Origin of the sequence: Saccharopolyspora flava (assembly GCF_900116135.1) — a bacterium.
GTDB lineage: Bacteria > Actinomycetota > Actinomycetes > Mycobacteriales > Pseudonocardiaceae > Saccharopolyspora > Saccharopolyspora flava.
Window position 1 is genome coordinate 241,522 of the sequence record NZ_FOZX01000001.1, and the last position, 16,505, is coordinate 258,026.

The 16,505-nt window shown below is 70.6% G+C and carries 12 protein-coding genes; 6 read left to right on the forward strand and 6 right to left on the reverse strand.

Annotation, left to right across the window (positions count from 1 at the left end):
* Positions 1-117: 117 nt before the first annotated feature.
* Positions 118-2,628 carry a DEAD/DEAH box helicase gene (locus tag BM424_RS01045; RefSeq protein WP_093412994.1) on the reverse strand — a complete coding sequence of 837 codons (2,511 nt, stop codon included), beginning with the start codon at positions 2,626-2,628 and terminating at the stop codon, positions 118-120.
* Between the two features lie 152 nt (positions 2,629-2,780).
* Here BM424_RS01045 and BM424_RS01050 point away from each other — a divergent pair, with 152 nt between their 5' ends.
* The 5 genes from BM424_RS01050 (at position 2,781) to BM424_RS01070 (ending at position 8,937) form a co-directional block, all read left to right on the forward strand.
* A complete protein-coding gene (locus tag BM424_RS01050) occupies positions 2,781-2,978 on the forward strand; it encodes a hypothetical protein (protein WP_093412996.1) in 198 nt (65 codons plus the stop codon).
* A gap of 326 nt (positions 2,979-3,304) precedes the next feature.
* Positions 3,305-5,161 (forward strand): methylmalonyl-CoA mutase small subunit, encoded by a 1,857-nt coding sequence (mutA, locus tag BM424_RS01055; RefSeq protein WP_093412997.1) that lies wholly within the window; start codon positions 3,305-3,307, stop codon positions 5,159-5,161.
* On the forward strand, positions 5,158-7,362 hold the full coding sequence (gene scpA / locus BM424_RS01060; RefSeq protein ID WP_093412999.1) for a methylmalonyl-CoA mutase: 2,205 nt from the start codon (positions 5,158-5,160) through the stop codon (positions 7,360-7,362). Before mutA ends, scpA begins: the two co-directional genes overlap by 4 nt.
* Positions 7,362-8,348, forward strand: coding sequence for a methylmalonyl Co-A mutase-associated GTPase MeaB (gene meaB, locus BM424_RS01065; protein ID WP_093413000.1), 987 nt, complete (start codon positions 7,362-7,364; stop codon positions 8,346-8,348). Before scpA ends, meaB begins: the two co-directional genes overlap by 1 nt.
* Before the next feature lie 232 nt (positions 8,349-8,580).
* A complete protein-coding gene (locus BM424_RS01070) occupies positions 8,581-8,937 on the forward strand; it encodes a GntR family transcriptional regulator (protein ID WP_093414514.1) in 357 nt (118 codons plus the stop codon).
* On the opposite strand, the gene BM424_RS01075 is transcribed toward BM424_RS01070, so the two are convergent.
* Positions 8,934-9,560, reverse strand: coding sequence for a DUF305 domain-containing protein (locus BM424_RS01075; RefSeq protein WP_139273982.1), 627 nt, complete (start codon positions 9,558-9,560; stop codon positions 8,934-8,936). The genes BM424_RS01070 and BM424_RS01075 overlap by 4 nt on opposite strands.
* Before the next feature lie 187 nt (positions 9,561-9,747).
* On the opposite strand from BM424_RS01075, the gene BM424_RS01080 reads away from it, so the two are divergent.
* Positions 9,748-11,160: an LVIVD repeat-containing protein gene (locus tag BM424_RS01080; RefSeq protein WP_245775528.1), complete on the forward strand. Its 1,413-nt coding sequence runs from the start codon at positions 9,748-9,750 to the stop codon at positions 11,158-11,160.
* Between the two features lie 48 nt (positions 11,161-11,208).
* Here the strand turns inward: BM424_RS01080 and BM424_RS01085 are convergent, their stop codons facing one another.
* The 4 genes from BM424_RS01085 to BM424_RS01100 form a co-directional block, all read right to left on the reverse strand.
* Positions 11,209-13,311 (reverse strand): putative bifunctional diguanylate cyclase/phosphodiesterase, encoded by a 2,103-nt coding sequence (locus BM424_RS01085; protein ID WP_093413004.1) that lies wholly within the window; start codon positions 13,309-13,311, stop codon positions 11,209-11,211.
* A 141-nt stretch (positions 13,312-13,452) separates the two neighbouring features.
* A complete protein-coding gene (locus BM424_RS01090; protein WP_093413006.1) occupies positions 13,453-14,355 on the reverse strand; it encodes an oxidoreductase in 903 nt (300 codons plus the stop codon).
* Between the two features lie 55 nt (positions 14,356-14,410).
* Positions 14,411-15,106, reverse strand: coding sequence for a M50 family metallopeptidase (locus BM424_RS01095; protein WP_245775529.1), 696 nt, complete (start codon positions 15,104-15,106; stop codon positions 14,411-14,413).
* A gap of 59 nt (positions 15,107-15,165) precedes the next feature.
* Positions 15,166-16,479: a M20 family metallopeptidase gene (locus BM424_RS01100; RefSeq protein ID WP_093413009.1), complete on the reverse strand. Its 1,314-nt coding sequence runs from the start codon at positions 16,477-16,479 to the stop codon at positions 15,166-15,168.
* Between the last annotated feature and the right edge of the window lie 26 nt (positions 16,480-16,505).

The window sequence follows — 16,505 nt, forward strand, 5'->3', positions numbered from 1 at the left end:
GTCGAGATTCGGACAATACCGGGCCGGAACCCGCGAGGTGAGCACACCTCGTGAATTGCCGACCACTCGGAGCATCCGCCCGGCGGGGCCTCGAACGCTCCTCGCGGAGCGGCCCGATCAGAGCTGGCCGACGTCGGTGACCCGCAGGACCGCGTGGCCCTCCTCGTCGGAGGCGGCGAGGTCGACCTCGGCGCTGATGCCCCAGTCGTGATCGCCCGCCGGGTCGGCGAAGATCTGCCGCACCCGCCAGCGATCGGACTCCTCGGTGATCATCAGCAGGTGCGGGCCGCGCGCGTCCGGGCCGGTGCCGATCTCGTCGTGCTCGTCGTAGTAGTCCTCGAGCGCGTCGGCCCAGGCGTCGGCGTCCCAGCCGTCCTCGCCGTCGAGCTCGCCGAGCTGCTCGTAGCGGCGCAGCGCGGCCAGTTCGACGCGGCGGAACAGCGCGTTGCGCACCTGCACCCGGAACGCCCGGGTGTTGCGGGTGACCCGCTCCGGCTCGGCCGGTGCGGCCTGGGCGGGGTCGACGCCGGGGTGGCGCAGCTTCTCCCACTCGTCGAGGAGGCTGGAGTCGACCTGGCGGACCAGCTCGCCCAGCCACTCGATGATGTCGGTGAGCTCCTCGGTCTTGGCGTCGTCGGGCACGGTGTGCCGCAGCGCCTTGTAGACGTCGGCGAGGTAGCGAAGCACGAGGCCTTCGGAGCGGGCGAGGCCGTAGTGGTTGACGAACTCGACGAAGTTCATCGCCCGCTCGTACATGTCGCGCGCGACCGACTTCGGCGACAGCTCGTGCTCGCCGACCCACGGGTGACCCTTGCGGTAGGTCTCGTAGGCGGCTTCGAGGAGCTCTTCGAGCGGCTTGGGGTGGGTGATGTCCTCCAGCAGCTCCATGCGCTCGTCGTACTCGATGCCGTCGGCCTTCATCTGGGCAACGGCCTCGCCGCGGGCCTTGAACTGCTGCTGCGAGAGCACCTGCCTCGGGTTGTCCAATGTGGACTCGATGACGCTGAGCACGTCGAGCGGGTAGCTCGGCGACTCGGTGTCGAGCAGTTCGATCGCGGCCAGCGCGAACGGCGACAGCGGCTGGTTGAGCGCGAAGTCGAACTGCAGGTCCACCGTCACCCGCACGCGACGGCCCTGCTCGTCGGGGGCGTCGAGCTGCTCGACGACGTCGGCGGCCCGCAGCGCCCGGTAGATCGCGATCGCGCGCAGGATGTGCTTGCGCTGGCTCGCCCGGTCCTCGTGGTTGTCCTCCAGCAGGTGCCGCATCGCGGCGAAGGCGTCACCGGGCCGGTTGATCACGTTGAGCAGCATCGAGTGGCTGACGGTGAAGCTGGAGCGCAGCGGCTCGGGTTCGGCCTCCACCAGCTTGTCGAAGGTCTTCTCGCTCCAGGACACGAAGCCCTCGGGCGCCTTCTTGCGCACCACCTTGCGCTTCTTCTTCGGGTCGTCGCCCGCCTTGGCCAGCGCCCGCTCGTTCTCGATCTCGTGCTCGGGCGCCTGCACCACCACGAACCCGGCGGTGTCGTAGCCGGCGCGACCGGCGCGGCCGGCGATCTGGTGGAACTCGCGGGCCTTGAGGTGGCGGGTGCGCACGCCGTCGTACTTGGTGAGGCCGGTGATGAGCACGGTGCGGATCGGCACGTTGATGCCGACGCCGAGCGTGTCCGTGCCGCAGATGATCTTGAGGAGTCCGGCTTGCGCCAGCTGCTCGACGAGCCGCCGGTACTTGGGCAGCATGCCCGCGTGGTGCACGCCGATGCCGTGCCGCACCAGCCGCGACAGGGTCTTGCCGAAGCCCGCGGTGAACCGGAAGTCGCCGAGCGCCTCGGCGATGGCGTCGCGCTGCTCGCGGGAGGCGACCTTGACGCTCATCAGCGCCTGCGCCTGCTCCAGCGCGGCCGCCTGGTTGAAGTGCACCACGTAGACAGGCGCCTGCTGGCCCGAGAGGAGTTCTTCGATGGTCTCGTGCAGCGGTGTCTTGGCGTAGCGGAAGTTCAGCGGGATCGGGCGCTCGGCGGAGGTGACCACGGCCGTGCTGCGCCCGGTGCGACGCGTGAGGTCCTTCTCGAAGAAGCTGACGTCGCCGAGCGTGGCGGACATGAGCACGAACTGGGCGCGCGGCAGCTCCAGCAGCGGCACCTGCCAGGCCCAGCCGCGGTCGGGTTCGGCGTAGAAGTGGAACTCGTCCATCACGACCTGGTCGACGTCGGCGTCGGCGCCGTCGCGCAGGGCGATGTTGGCCAGGATCTCGGCGGTGCAGCAGATGATGGGCGCGTCGGCGTTGACGCTGGAGTCGCCGGTCATCATGCCGACGTTCTCGGCGCCGAAGACGTCGACGAGGCTGAAGAACTTCTCCGAGACCAGCGCCTTGATCGGCGCGGTGTAGAAGCTGCGCTTGCCCTCGGCGAGCGCGGCGAAGTGGGCGCCGGTGGCGACCATGCTCTTCCCGGACCCGGTGGGGGTCGACAGGATCACGTTGGCGCCGGTCACGACCTCCATCAGCGCTTCTTCCTGCGCCGGGTAGAGCTCGATGCCCAGCGACAGCGTCCATTCGACGAACGCCTCGAACAGAGCGTCGGGATCGGGGTCGCCCGCGGTGGGCTCGGGGAGCTGGTCGGTGAGCTTCATCGTGCCCCCATCGTCCCTGGCCACCCCGGACGCGGGGCACCCGGGGTGCGAGTGGGGCGCGCTTCCTCCACATCGGTGTCGTCGCTGGTGGAAGACCCGGGTGATCAGCGACCATGGAGGAGGCCCACCCAGCGGGAGGAAGGAGCGGCACCATGTCGACCCAGAACGTGCGCTTCGTCGGCGGGCCCCTGGACGGCAGAGTCCAGGACCTGCGCGACCACGAAGCGGTCGCCGGCCGCCTCCTCAAGCACATCCACCTGCACGACGGCCCCAAGATCGAAACCCAGTACGAACTCCACTACACGGAAGAAACCGGCTGGGTATACCACCTGTGCGGAACCCAACCGTAAGCAAGAAGAGAAACGGCGAAGCCCCCACCCACGTCAGGCAAGCACCGAAGGTGCTTTCTCACTACCCCAAGCAAGCAACTGGCACCGCCGCGGGTTCTCAGGGGAGGACAGCCGACGTGTCGTGTATTGGCATACATAAGCCTCGGATCCCGGAGCCAGAAGGCGTCTGAGGTTCCGCTTCTGGCACCGCCAAGCAGGGTGACCACAGAGTAGTTATCTGTAAAACGAAACCAGCCACGCAGGGTGAACACTGTTTACTCAACCCGAGACACGTGTCACATCAATGATCGGTTTCAGTTCCCAAATAGCGGCTTACCATCCTCTTTATGGTGGCGCACTCGACGACGAGCGGCGGCCGTCCGGACCTGCCTTTGGCGGCGGAGTTCCCGGAGCCGAGCCGTGAGCAGTGGCAATCCCAGGTCCACAAGGTGCTGAAACGATCCGGCTTGGTCGGCGAGGAGCCACCAGCGGGCCCGGTCGAGGCCGTGCTGGACTCCACGACCCACGACGGCATCCGGATCCACCCGCTCTACACCGAGGCGCCGGGCGACCCGGGGCTGCCGGGTTTGGCGCCGTTCGTGCGCGGCAGCCGCCCGCAGGGCGGGGTGGCCGAGGGCTGGGAGGTGCGGCAGCGCCACGAGCACCCCGACGCGGCGGAGACCAACCGCGAGGTGCTGGCCGACCTCCACAACGGCGTGTCGTCGCTGTGGCTGCGCGCGGGCGCGGCGGGGATCGCGATCGACGACCTGCCGGACGCCCTCAACGGCGTGCACCTGGACATGATCACGGTGAGCCTGGACGCGGGTGCGGAGACCGCGGCGGCCGCGAAGGCGTTCCTGGCGCTGGCCGCCGAGCAGGGCGTGCCCGCGGGTGAGCTGCGCGGCAACCTCGGCGCCGATCCGCTGGGCGTGCAGGCGCGCACCGATCAGGCCGGTGACCGCGACGGCGCGGTCGAGCTGGCCCGCCGCTGCGCGGGCGAGTTCCCGCAGCTGCGGGCGATCACCGTGGACGCGCTGCCGTACCACGACGCCGGGGGTTCCGACGCCGAGGAGCTGGGCTGCTCGCTGGCGGCCGGGGTGACCTACCTGCGGTGGCTGACCGAGGCGGGCCTGGACGTGGACGCCGCCGCGGGCCAGCTGGAGTTCCGCTACGCCGCGACCGCCGACCAGTTCCTCACCATCGCCAAGTTCCGCGCCGCGCGGCGGCTGTGGGAGCAGGTCGCGCGCTCCTCCGGGGTGAGCGAGCGGGCGCGGGCGCAGGTGCAGCACGCGGTGACCTCGCAGGCGATGCTGACCCGCCGCGACCCGTGGGTGAACATGCTGCGCGGCACCATCGCCACCTTCGCCGCGGGTGTGGGCGGGGCCCAGTCGGTGACGACGCTGCCGTTCGACGCCGCGATCGGCCTGCCGGACGAGTTCTCCCGCCGGATCGCCCGCAACACCCAGGCGCTGCTGCTGGAGGAGTCGCACCTGGCGCAGGTCATCGACCCGGCGGGCGGTTCCTGGTACGTCGAGTCGCTGACCGACGAGCTGGCCCGCAAGGCCTGGTCCTGGTTCCAGCGCATCGAGGCCGTCGGCGGGCTGCCGGAGGCCTTGGCCTCCGGGCTGGTGAGCGAGGAGATCGCCGACACCTGGGAGCGGCGCCGCGACGCGATCGCCCACCGCACCGACGCGATCACCGGCGTCAGCGAGTTCCCGAACCTGGACGAGAAGCCCCTGGAGCGCACTCCGGCGCCGCAGCAGCCCGGCGGGGGCCTGCCGGTGCACCGCTACGCCGAGGACTTCGAGGCGCTGCGCGACGCCGCGGACCGGCGGGCGCAGCGGCCGTCGGTCTTCCTCGCCACGCTCGGGCCGCTGGCCGCGCACAACGCGCGCGCCTCGTTCGCCCGCAACCTGTTCGCCGCCGGTGGTCTCGACGCCACCGAGGCCGGGCCGACCGATGACGTCGACGCGGTGGTGGCCGCCTACACCGGTTCGCCGGTGGCGTGCCTGTGCTCCAGCGACGGGCTCTACGCCGAGCGCGCGGCGGAGACCGCGAAGGCCCTCAAGCAGGCCGGGGTGAAACTGGTCCTGCTGGCAGGAAAACCGAGCGACCACGCCGACGTCGACGGCTACGTGCACGCCGGGTGCGACGCGCTGACCGTTCTCGAGTCCGTGCACGCCGAGTTGGGAGTCCGACGATGACGCAGATCCCGAACTTCGCCGAAATCCCGCTGGATTCGCCGTCGCAGGCCGACGAGGAGCGGTGGCGGTCGGAGGTGCTGGCGGCCACCGGCAAGGAGTCCGACGCGCTGGCGTGGGAGGCCCCGGAGGGCATCGACGTCCAGCCGCTCTACACCTCGTCCGATGTGGACGGTCTGGACTTCCTGTCGACCTACCCGGGTCTGGCGCCGTTCCTGCGCGGCCCCTACCCGACGATGTACGTCAACCAGCCGTGGACCGTGCGCCAGTACGCGGGTTTCTCCACCGCGGAGGCCTCCAACGCCTTCTACCGGCGCAACCTCGCCGCCGGGCAGAAGGGCCTGTCGGTCGCGTTCGACCTGGCCACCCACCGCGGCTACGACTCCGACCACCCGCGCGTCGGCGGCGACGTGGGCATGGCGGGCGTGGCGATCGACTCGATCCTGGACATGCGGCAGCTCTTCGACGGCATCCCGCTGGACAAGATGAGCGTGTCGATGACCATGAACGGCGCGGTGCTGCCGGTCATGGCGCTCTACATCGTCGCCGCCGAAGAACAAGGCGTTGCACCGGAGCAGCTGGCCGGGACCATCCAGAACGACATCCTCAAGGAGTTCATGGTCCGCAACACCTACATCTACCCGCCGCAGCCGTCGATGCGGATCATCTCCGACATCTTCTCCTACACCAGCCAGAAGATGCCGAAGTTCAACTCGATCTCCATCTCCGGCTACCACATCCAGGAGGCCGGGGCCACGGCCGACCTGGAGCTGGCCTACACCCTCGCCGACGGCGTGGAGTACCTGCGGGCGGGCAGGCAGGCCGGGCTGGACATCGACTCCTTCGCGCCCCGGCTGTCGTTCTTCTGGGGCATCGGCATGAACTTCGCGATGGAGGTCGCGAAACTGCGCGCCGCGCGGCTGCTCTGGTCGAAGCTGGTCAAGCAGTTCGGCCCGGAGAACCCGAAATCGCTGTCGTTGCGCACCCATTCGCAGACCTCCGGCTGGTCGCTGACCGCCCAGGACGTCTACAACAACGTCGCCCGCACCTGCGTCGAGGCGATGGCCGCCACCCAGGGCCACACCCAGTCGCTGCACACCAACGCCCTCGACGAGGCCCTGGCGCTGCCGACGGACTTCTCCGCGCGCATCGCCCGCAACACCCAGCTGGTGCTGCAGCAGGAGTCCGGCACCACCCGGGTCATCGACCCGTGGGGCGGCAGCTACTACCTGGAACGCCTCACCCAGGACCTCGCCGAGCGCGCCTGGGCGCACATCACCGAGGTCGAGGACGCCGGCGGCATGGCCCAGGCCATCGACGCGGGCATCCCCAAGCTGCGCATCGAGGAGGCCGCCGCCCGCACCCAGGCGCGCATCGACTCCGGCCGCCAGCCGCTCATCGGCGTCAACAAGTACCGCTACGACGGCGACGAGCAGATCGAGGTCCTCAAGGTCGACAACGCCGACGTCCGCAACCAGCAGCTGGAGAAGCTGCGCCGGTTGCGGGAGGAGCGGGACTCGCAGGCCTGCGAGGACGCGCTGCGCAAGCTCACCGGCGCCGCCGAGGCCTCGCTGTCCGAGGACCGCCCCAACGACCTCGGGCACAACCTGCTCGCGCTGGCCGTCGACGCCGCCCGTGCCAAGGCCACCGTCGGGGAGATCTCCGACGCGCTGGAGAAGGTCTTCGGCCGCCACTCCGGCCAGATCCGTACGATCTCCGGCGTGTACCGGGAGGAATCGGGCCCGTCCGAGCAGCTGGAATCGGCCCGCGAGCAGGTCGACGCCTTCGCCGAGGCCGAAGGCCGCCGGCCGCGCATCCTCGTCGCCAAGATGGGCCAGGACGGCCACGACCGCGGCCAGAAGGTCATCGCCACCGCCTTCGCCGACCTCGGCTTCGACGTCGACGTGGGCCCGCTGTTCCAGACCCCCACCGAGGTCGCGCGCCAGGCCGCCGAGGCCGACGTGCACATCGTCGGGGTCTCCAGCCTCGCCGCCGGTCACCTCACCCTGGTGCCCGCGCTGCGCGAGGAGCTAGCGGCGATCGGCCGGGACGACATCATGATCGTCGTCGGCGGCGTCATCCCGCCCGCCGACTTCGACGCGCTGCGCCAGGCCGGTGCCTCGGCGATCTTCCCGCCCGGCACCGTCATCGCCGACGCCGCCTCCGGACTCCTGCAGGAACTCCGCGACCGCCTCGAGCACTGATGCCACGACAGATCGACATCCACGACTACGCCAAGGGCGTCCTCGACGGCTCGCGCACCAAGCTCGCGCAGGCCATCACCCTGGTGGAGTCCACCCGCGCCGACCACCGCCGGCTCACGCAGGACCTGCTCACCGAGCTGCTCCCGCACAGCGGCGGGGCGCACCGGGTCGGCATCACCGGTGTGCCCGGCGTGGGCAAGTCGACGTTCATCGAGGCGCTGGGCTCGATGCTCACCGAGCGGGGGCATCGGGTCGCGGTGCTGGCGGTGGACCCGTCGTCGACGCGCAGCGGCGGCAGCATCCTCGGCGACAAGACCCGGATGGGACGGCTCGCCTCGGACCCGTCGGCGTTCGTGCGGCCCTCGCCGTCGGCGGGCACGCTCGGCGGGGTCGCGCGCGCCACGCGCGAGACGATCCTGCTGATGGAGGCCGCCGGGTACGACGTGGTGCTGGTGGAGACCGTCGGCGTCGGGCAGTCCGAGGTGACGGTGGCCGGGATGGTGGACTGCTTCCTGCTGCTGTCGCTGGCCCGCACCGGCGACCAGCTGCAGGGCATCAAGAAGGGCGTGCTGGAGCTCGCCGACATCATCGCGGTCAACAAGGCCGACGGCGAGCACGCGACCGAGGCGAAGAAGGCCGCCCGCGAACTGCGCGGCGCGCTGCGCCTGCTCACCCCGGTCAGCTCCTCCTGGACTCCCCCGGTGCTCACCTGCAGCGGTTTGCAGTCGCTGGGCCTGGACACCCTCTGGGACCAGGTCGAGCAACACCGCGAAACCCTCTCGCAAACCGGCGAACTCGCGGCCAAGCGCAGCCGTCAGCAGATCGAGTGGACCTGGTCGCTGGTCCGGGACCAGCTCATCTCCGACCTCACCCACGACCCGGAGATCCAGTCGATCCTCCCCACCCTCGAATCCCAGGTCGCCGACGGCACCCTCCCCCCGGGCCAAGCGGCCCAAACCCTCCTCAACACCTTCCGCAAAACCTGAAATCCCCTCCGCAACCGGCCCCTCCCGCGTTCGGGTTCCCGATTGCTCCGGTATTCCGGTCACGGATTACCGGAGTTTTCCGTGCAGGACGCGGAATACCGCCGTAATCGGGTACCCGAATACCGGAGTAATCGGGTCACCCCAGCGTGGCCCCGGGCGAAGGTTCGGGTCGGGAGGAGCCGATACTGGGTGGGACAGGACGTCGTGTCGGGTGAATCGGGACGGTGAGCGCATGCGGATCAGTGTTGATCCGGACTCCGAGGTGCCGCCCTTCGAGCAGGTGCGGTCGAGCATCGCCGAGCAGATCAACGCCGGTGAGCTGGCGGTCGGTGAGAAGCTGCCGACCGTGCGGGCGCTGGCCGCCGAGCTGGGGATCGCGGCGAACACCGCGGCGAAGGCCTACCGGGAGCTCGAACAGGCCGGGTTGATCGAAACCCGCGGCCGGGCCGGTACTTTCGTCAGCGACGCGGGAGACCAGGCCGCCGCGCGGGCCGCCGAAGCCGCGGCGACCTACGCGCAGATCACCCACGCGCTGGGCATCCCGAAGAGCGAAGCCCTCGCGATCGTGCAGGCCGCCCTCAAGGCCTAGCCGATCTCCTGCTGCAGGGCTCGCATTGTGGTGATCTCGTCCTGTTGGGTGACGAGGGTGTCTTGGGCCATCTCGTGGACCTGCTCGTCTCGGCCGGTGGTGAGCAGCTGGGTCGCCATCGTGAGCGCGCCCTCGTGGTGGGCGATCATCAGCTGCAGGAACAGCCGGTCGTAGTCGGCTCCCCGGGAGGCCGCGAGCCGGGCCAGCTGCTCGGGCGTGGCCATGCCCGGCATCGTCGCGTGGTCGTGGCCCCCGTGCTCGGCGTGACCGGCGTGCTCGGCGCCGTGGCTGCTCAGCCAGCCGCGCATCATCCCGATCTCCGGGCCCTGCGCGCCGCCGATGCGGTCCGACAGCGAGCGCAGCTTCGCGTTCTGCGCGCGCTCGGGCGTCAAGGCGGTCATCTCCACGGCCTGCTCGTGGTGGGCGATCATGTTCCGCAGGTAGTCGACCTCGACCCGGCTCGCCCCGCCCCGGTCCGGCGCGGCACTGGCGACCACCCGGGGCTCGTCGCCCGGCGCGCCCGGCTGCACGACCGGCGGCCCGGCCGGGGCCTCCGGCTCGGCCGAACACCCCGCGACGACGCCCGCGACCAGCAGGATTCCCAGCACCGACTTCCGCGCCATTTCCGCCCCTTCTGGGAAAACCGTGAAAAAACCGCCGAAAAAGCCTATTTCAGCCGTAATCCGGCAACACGATACTGGGTGAACGCGGTCACCGGAACCGCTGTCGGCGGTCGCCCGGAAGGCGGCGCCGGCATCCGAACCAGGGGGTGGATCGGCTTTGTTCCTTCACTCAACCGGCCGGAAACGCGTGCTGGGAGCCGCGATCGGCGTGCTGGCGCTGAGCCTGTCGCTCGCGCCCGCGACCGCCGCGACCCCGCCCAGCGACGGCCCCGAGCAGTACTCCGCCCAGCAGGTGACGGCGCCGAGCTCCGAGATCGACAAGAGCGAGAACGTCGACCACCTCGCGAACCTGCCCAAGCAGGCCCCGTTCAACACCCTGGAGGCCTACGGCACGGACATCGCGTTCAAGCAGGACATCGCCTACGTCGGCAACTACGACGGCTTCGTCGTCTACGACATCGCCGACCCGAAGAAGCCCCGCATCGTCACCCAGGTCCAGTGCCCGGGCGGCCAGGGCGACATGTCGGTGTCGGGGAACCTGCTGTTCGTCTCGACGGACTACCCGCGCACCAACAACACCTGCACCAGCGAGGAGACCGACGCCGCCGACCCCAACGGGTGGGAGGGCATGAAGGTCTTCGACATCAGCGACCCGGCCAAGCCGCGCTACGTCTCGGCGATCGCGACCGACTGCGGTTCGCACACCCACACCCTCGTGCCGGACAAGACCGGCGAGAACGTCTACCTCTACGTCTCGTCCTACGGCCCGAAGGCGGAGTTCCCGAACTGCCAGCCGCCGCACGACAAGATCTCCATCATCAAGGTGCCGCTGGCCGATCCGGCCTCGCCGCAGCTGGTCGACGCCCCGGTGCTGTTCCCGGACGGCGGCAACCCCGGCGCCCCGGACGGCATCAGCGAGACCACCGGCTGCCACGACATCACGGTGTTCCCCGCCAAGGACCTCGCGGCGGGCGCGTGCATGGGTGACGGCGTGCTGTTCGACATCTCCGACCGGGAGAAGCCGCGGGTGATCAACCAGGTCCGCGACGACGAGAACTTCGCGTTCTGGCACAGCGCCACCTTCAACAACGAGGGCACCAAGGTCGTGTTCACCGACGAGCTCGGCGGTGGCGGGGCGGCGACCTGCAACGAGGCCACCGGCCCGGTGCGCGGCGCCAACGGCATCTACGACATCACCGGCTCGGGCGCGGACTCGAAGCTGGAGTTCAAGAGCTACTACAAGATCCCGCGGCAGCAGGCCGACACCGAGAACTGCGTGGCGCACAACGGATCGCTGATCCCGGTCGCGGGCGGGGACTTCATGGTCCAGGCCTGGTACCAGGGCGGGATCTCGGTGTTCGACTTCACCGACTCCACCAAGCCGCAGGAGATCGCGCACTTCGACCGCTCGCCGTTCGACCCGAACCAGCTGCAGCTGGCGGGATCGTGGTCGGCGTACTACTACAACGGCCACATCTACTCCAGCGGCATCCAGGAGGGCCTGGACGTGCTGGACCTGCGTGACCCGCGCACGGATTCGGCCAAGAAGGTCCGCTACGAGGAGTTCAACCCGCAGACCCAGCCGGTCTACGAGAACTGATCGAGACGACGGCAGGCCCTCACCGCGCGGTGGGGGCCTGCTGTCGTGTCAGGCCAGGGCGGCCGGGACGTCGAAGGACAGCAGCGGTTGCCCGAAGAGCGGGCCCGCGGCCACGAGGCAGCCGACGTCGCGCCACAGCGCCAGCTGCTCCTCGGTCTCGACGTGGTCGACGCACAACCGGACGTCGCCCAGCAGCGGGATCAGCGCGCGCAGCGCCTGGATCTCGGGCACGTCCGGCGACTCGGCCGCGTGCACCAGGCGGATCACGTCGGGCGAGAGCCGCACCGAGTCGACCGGCATCTCGCGCAGCAGCCGCAGCTCCCCCGGCGATCCGGTGAAGTCGTGCAGCGAGGCGCGGATGCCGCGCGAGCGCAGGTGCCGCAGGTTCTCCCGGGCTTCCTCGTTCTCGCTGATCGCCGCGATCGGCAGGCACAACCGCAGCCAGCTCGGGTCCAGCTCGGACTCGTCGAGGATCTTGTGCACCACCGCCGCCAGGTCCGGGTCGCGGCCCTGGTTCGGGCTCAGCGACACCGACAGCGCCACCCGGTGGCCGTCGGCGTGCCAGTCGGCCAGGTGCTGCCAGGCGGTCTGCAGCATCCAGTCGCGCATCGACAGCGTCACCCCGGAGCGCTCCGCCAGCCGCAGGCAGTCGGCGTGCTCGATGACGCCGAAATCCCCCGTGTCCCAGCGGAACTCGGCTTCCATCGTGCACAGCTCGCGGCCGGACAACCGGATCGACGGGCGGTAGACCACGTCGAACTCGCCCATCTCCAGCCCGCCGGGCATGATCGCCGCGAGCTGGCTCTCCTCGCGCTCCTCCGGCGCCAGGTCGGGGTCGAACAGCGCCCACTGCCGCTTGCCCGCAGCCTCCGCGCGGCGCAGCGCGACGTCGGCGGCCCACAGCAGGTTCGCCGCGTCGGCCTCCCCGACGGTCCGCTGCACCACGCCGATGCTGGCGGTGGCCGCGATGCCGCGACCGCCGACGTAGACGGGCTCGGCGAGCATCTCGTTGATCAGCTGCGTCATCACCGGCACCGACGGGCTGTCGGCCTGCTCCCAGATCAGCAGCGCGAACTCGGTGCCGCCGAACCGCGACACCAGCGCCTCCTCGTCCTCGACGAGGTGCTCCAGCCGGCGCGCGACGGTGCGGATCAGCTGGTCGCCGACGGCGTAGCCGAGCCCGTCGTTGATCAGCTCGAACCCGTCCAGGCCCAGCTGGTACAGCGCCAGGCGCGCGTCGCGCGGCAGGTTGACCAGCGCCGCCTCCAGCCGGGTCTGGAAGAAGCCCCGGTTGGGCAGGCCGGTGAGCGCGTCGTGCAGGGCCTGGTGCTGGAAGCGGTCCTGCAGCAGGTGCAGTTCGGTGATGTCCTCGACCATCGTGACCACGCCGCAGGGAGTCCCGTCGGCGCCGTGCAGCACCGACACGCCCAGGTAGCACCAGGCGGGCTCGCCGTCCGCGCGCACCAGGCGCTTGCGGTCGCTGAGCCGCGTGGAGCTCGCGCCCTCGACGAGCTCTCGGTAGGAGGCGCTGAGGTACTCGGCGTCCTCGGGGTGGAAGAGCCGGTCGATGCACATCGGCGCCAGATCGTTCTCGTGATACCCGAGCAGCCGCTCGAACGCCGGGTTGACCTGCACGAACCGGCCGTCGAGGTCGGTGATGGCGACGCCGATCGGGGTGGAGGTGAACACCTCGCTGAAGCGGGCCTCGCTGGCCTTGAGCTCCCGGTCGGTCTTGAGCTTGGAGGACAGCAGCGCCTTGTTCAGGGTTTCCTGCTGGGCGAAGGTATTCTCCCGGTCTGCGGCGGCGTACCCGGCGGCGACCTCGGTGAGCACCGACAGCAGCGCGTCGACCTCGACGCCGTCCGAGAGCAGCGCGTCCTGAAGGACTCTCAGGCTCACCGACAGGCTTTCCTCGCCGGTGGCCCGGATCTCGACGAGCCGAGCGCCCACGACGCGCCCGACCTCGGCGGCCTTCTCGGGATCGGCGAGCGCGAGGACGAGCTGGTCGAGCAGGTCCGCCAGGGACTTCACGACGTCCTCGCGCGGGAGGGGCAGGTAGGAGGTGGTGCTCAACTCGGCGGCCCAGCGGCGCGCGACGTCGTCGCGCCACCCGGTTTCCGGAGGTAGCCCGTCCGGATCACCCTCGGTCATCTCACCCGTCCGTCAGCGTCAGCCTGGCGAAGCGAATCGGTTGCCCGCGCCTCCCCGACGGCGCGCACTCGCACAGAGTACCGGGCGCGCGCCGTCCGGTAGCCACGGCCGCCGCATCGGGATCGATCAACCTGCCCGCGATCAGTGCGCTTCTTCGAGCGTTTCCCCGTCGGCGACCAACGCGTCGAGCTTCGCGGTGTCGTCCTCGTCGAGCACCAGGGCGCCGGCCGCGGTGTTCTCCTCCAGGTGCGCGACCGAGGAGGTGCCGGGGATGAGCAGGATGTTGCAGGCGTGGTGCAGCAGCCAGGCCAGCGACACCTGGGCCTGGGTGGCGCCGTGCTTGTCGGCGATCGCCGCGAGCGCGTCGTCGCCGCGCGCCCGGCTGTCGGCGAAACCGGAGCCCAGCGGGAAGAACGGGACGAACGCGACCTCGGCTTCGGTGGTGGCGTGCAGCAGCGCTGCCGAGGTGCGGTTGACGACGTTGAAGAGGTTCTGCACCGAGGCGATCGTGGTGATCGACCGGGCCTCCTCGAAGTGGTCGAGCTCCACGTTGGACAGTCCGATGTTGCGGATCAGGCCCTGCTCCTTGAGCTCGTGCAGCGCGCCGACCTGGTCGGCGAAGGCGATGCCGGCCTGCGGGCCCATGTCGCGCAGGTAGACCAGGTCGAGGGCGTCGACCTGGAGGCGGCGCAGGTTGTCGTGGACCTGCGAGCGCAGCGCGTCCGGGTGGTTCAGCGGCAGCCAGTTCGCCTTGTCGTCGCGGTAGGCGCCGATCTTGGTGGCCAGCACCAGGTGCGACTCGTAGGGGTGCAGCGCCTCGGCGATGAGCTCGTTGACCACCCACGGGCCGTAGAAGTCGCTGGTGTCGATGTGGTCGATGCCGAGCTCGACGGCGCGCCGCAGGACCGCCAGCGCCCGGTCCCGGTCGGCGGGCGGGCCGAAGACCCCCGGCCCGGCCAGCTGCATCGCACCGAACCCGACGCGGTTGACCGTCAGGCCCGCGTCCAGCGGGAACTTGCCACCCAAAGCATTCGCAGTCGTCACGCCGCGATGCTGCTAGAAATCCGAGCGCGCGGCAAGAAATGGTGCCGACGCCCACCTACACCTGCGGCATCAGCAGCAGCCAGAACCCGCCGACGACCAGCGACACCAGGCCGACGAGGTACCACAGCAGCATCCACATCCCGGCGGGCGCGCCGGTGAGCCGCGCGAGCTGGTCGGCGTCGGAGTCCCCGGCGCGTCCGCGGCGCCGCTTGCGCCCCAGCTCGCCGATCGGCCGCAGGCCTCCGATGAGCAGGAACCAGCACAGCAAGGCCGCGCACAGCGCCTGCCACGAGGGGCTGGCCAGCCACGACACCGCCCCGAGCACGCCGCCGGTGACCACCACCGACAGCACGCCGTAGGCGTTGCGCACCGCGAGCAGCATCAGCGCCAGCAGCGCGATGCAGCCCCACAGCATCCAGCTCTCGCGGTCCGAGGTGACCAGCCACGCGCCGCCCAGCCCCAGCAGCGACACCGCCGGGTAGCCCGCGACCAGGGTGAACACCATGCCGGGCCCGTGCGCGCGACCGGTGGAGACGGTCAGCCCGGAGGTGTCAGAGTGCAGCCTGATGCCGTTGAGCTTGCGGCCGCTGAGCAGCGCGACGACCGCGTGCCCGCCCTCGTGGGCGATGGTCACGACGTTGCGCAGAGGTAACCAGGTGCTGCGGTTGAGCACCAGGACGAGCGCGACCACCCCGGCGATCAGCGCCGCGACGTTGCCGGAGTCGAGCAACCGCGCGGTGGCGTTACGCACCAATTCGTCCACACCAGATCCGAACTACTAGGAGGCCCGTTCGCGGCCAACCCTAGCGGTCAGGAGAAGTAGTTCGGGACGTCGAGGACTCCTCCGGCGGTCTCGAACTCGTCACTGACCGCGTCGCGGAGGTCACCGTCGGCGAGGTAGTCCACTGTGGTCAGTGCGAGCCCGATCGCGCCGTCGATCACCGCCGCGTCGCCCGCCGGGGAACCCGCCGCGGCGGCGAAACCCTCGGTGTGCAGGGACAGTCCGGGATCGCCCAGGCCGATCATCGGGTGGATGGCGGGCTTCCGGAAGCTGAGGTTGCCCAGGTCCGTCGAGCCGGTCAGGTAGTCGGGCACCACGCCGCGCGGCAGCGCCGTGCGGCCGCGCCTGCTCTGGTGCACCGCCCATCGGGCGGCGAGGGCGTCGTTGTGCCGGATCGGCAGGTAGGCGGGGTTGTGGTCCCAGGTGATCTCGACACCGCAGCCGGTCATCCCGGCCGCGCCGTGCGCGATCGACTCCACCCGCCGCGCGAGGTCCTGCAGCGAACCGGGTTCGGCCGAGCGCACGTAGAACAGCGCGGCGGCCCGGTCGGGGACCACGTTGGGCCGCTTGCCGCCGTCGGTGATGACGCCGTGGATGCGGTCGGTGGAGGGCATGTGCTGGCGCATCGCCGCGACGCCCTGGTAGGTGGCCACGACCGCGTCGAGGGCGTTGCGGCCCATGAACGGCTGCGCCGAGGCGTGCGCGGCCACGCCGTGGAAGACGATCTCGACCTGCCTGCGCCCGAGGAACGGGTGCGCGGCGATGTCGTGCGAGAACGGGTGCAGCATCACCACGGCGTCGACGTCGTCGAAAACCCCTGCCCGGGCGAGGTGTTCCTTGCCGCCCCCGCCTTCCTCGGCCGGGGTGCCGACGAGGCTGACGCGACCGCCGGTGCGCTCGGCGACCGAGGCGGCGGCGAGGAACCCGCCGGCACCGGCCGAGCAGATGATGTTGTGGCCGCAGCCGTGCCCGATGCCGGGCAGCGCGTCGTACTCGGCCAGCACCGCCACGTGCGGACCGCCGCTGCCGACGCTCGTGCGCAGCGCGGTGTCCAGCCCGCCGACGCCGACCTCGACGTCGTGCCCGAAGCCCCGCAGCAGCTCGGCGACCTGGGCGACCGAGCGGTGCTCGGCGTAGGCCTCCTCCGGGTGCGCGTGCAGGTCGTGGCTCAGCTCCAGCAGGTCGTCGCGGTGCCCGGTGACCCACCGCTCGGCCTCGCTCAGCAGCGCCTCATCGGCGCCGGCGTGCGCGGAGCGCAGCGGCTCGGCCGACGCCACGGCCTTCTCGGTGGCCGCGGCGACCGCGCGCAGGTAGGACTCATCGGGCTCAACGGGCTGTGTCACACCCCGACTCTAGGCCGCCGGATGAA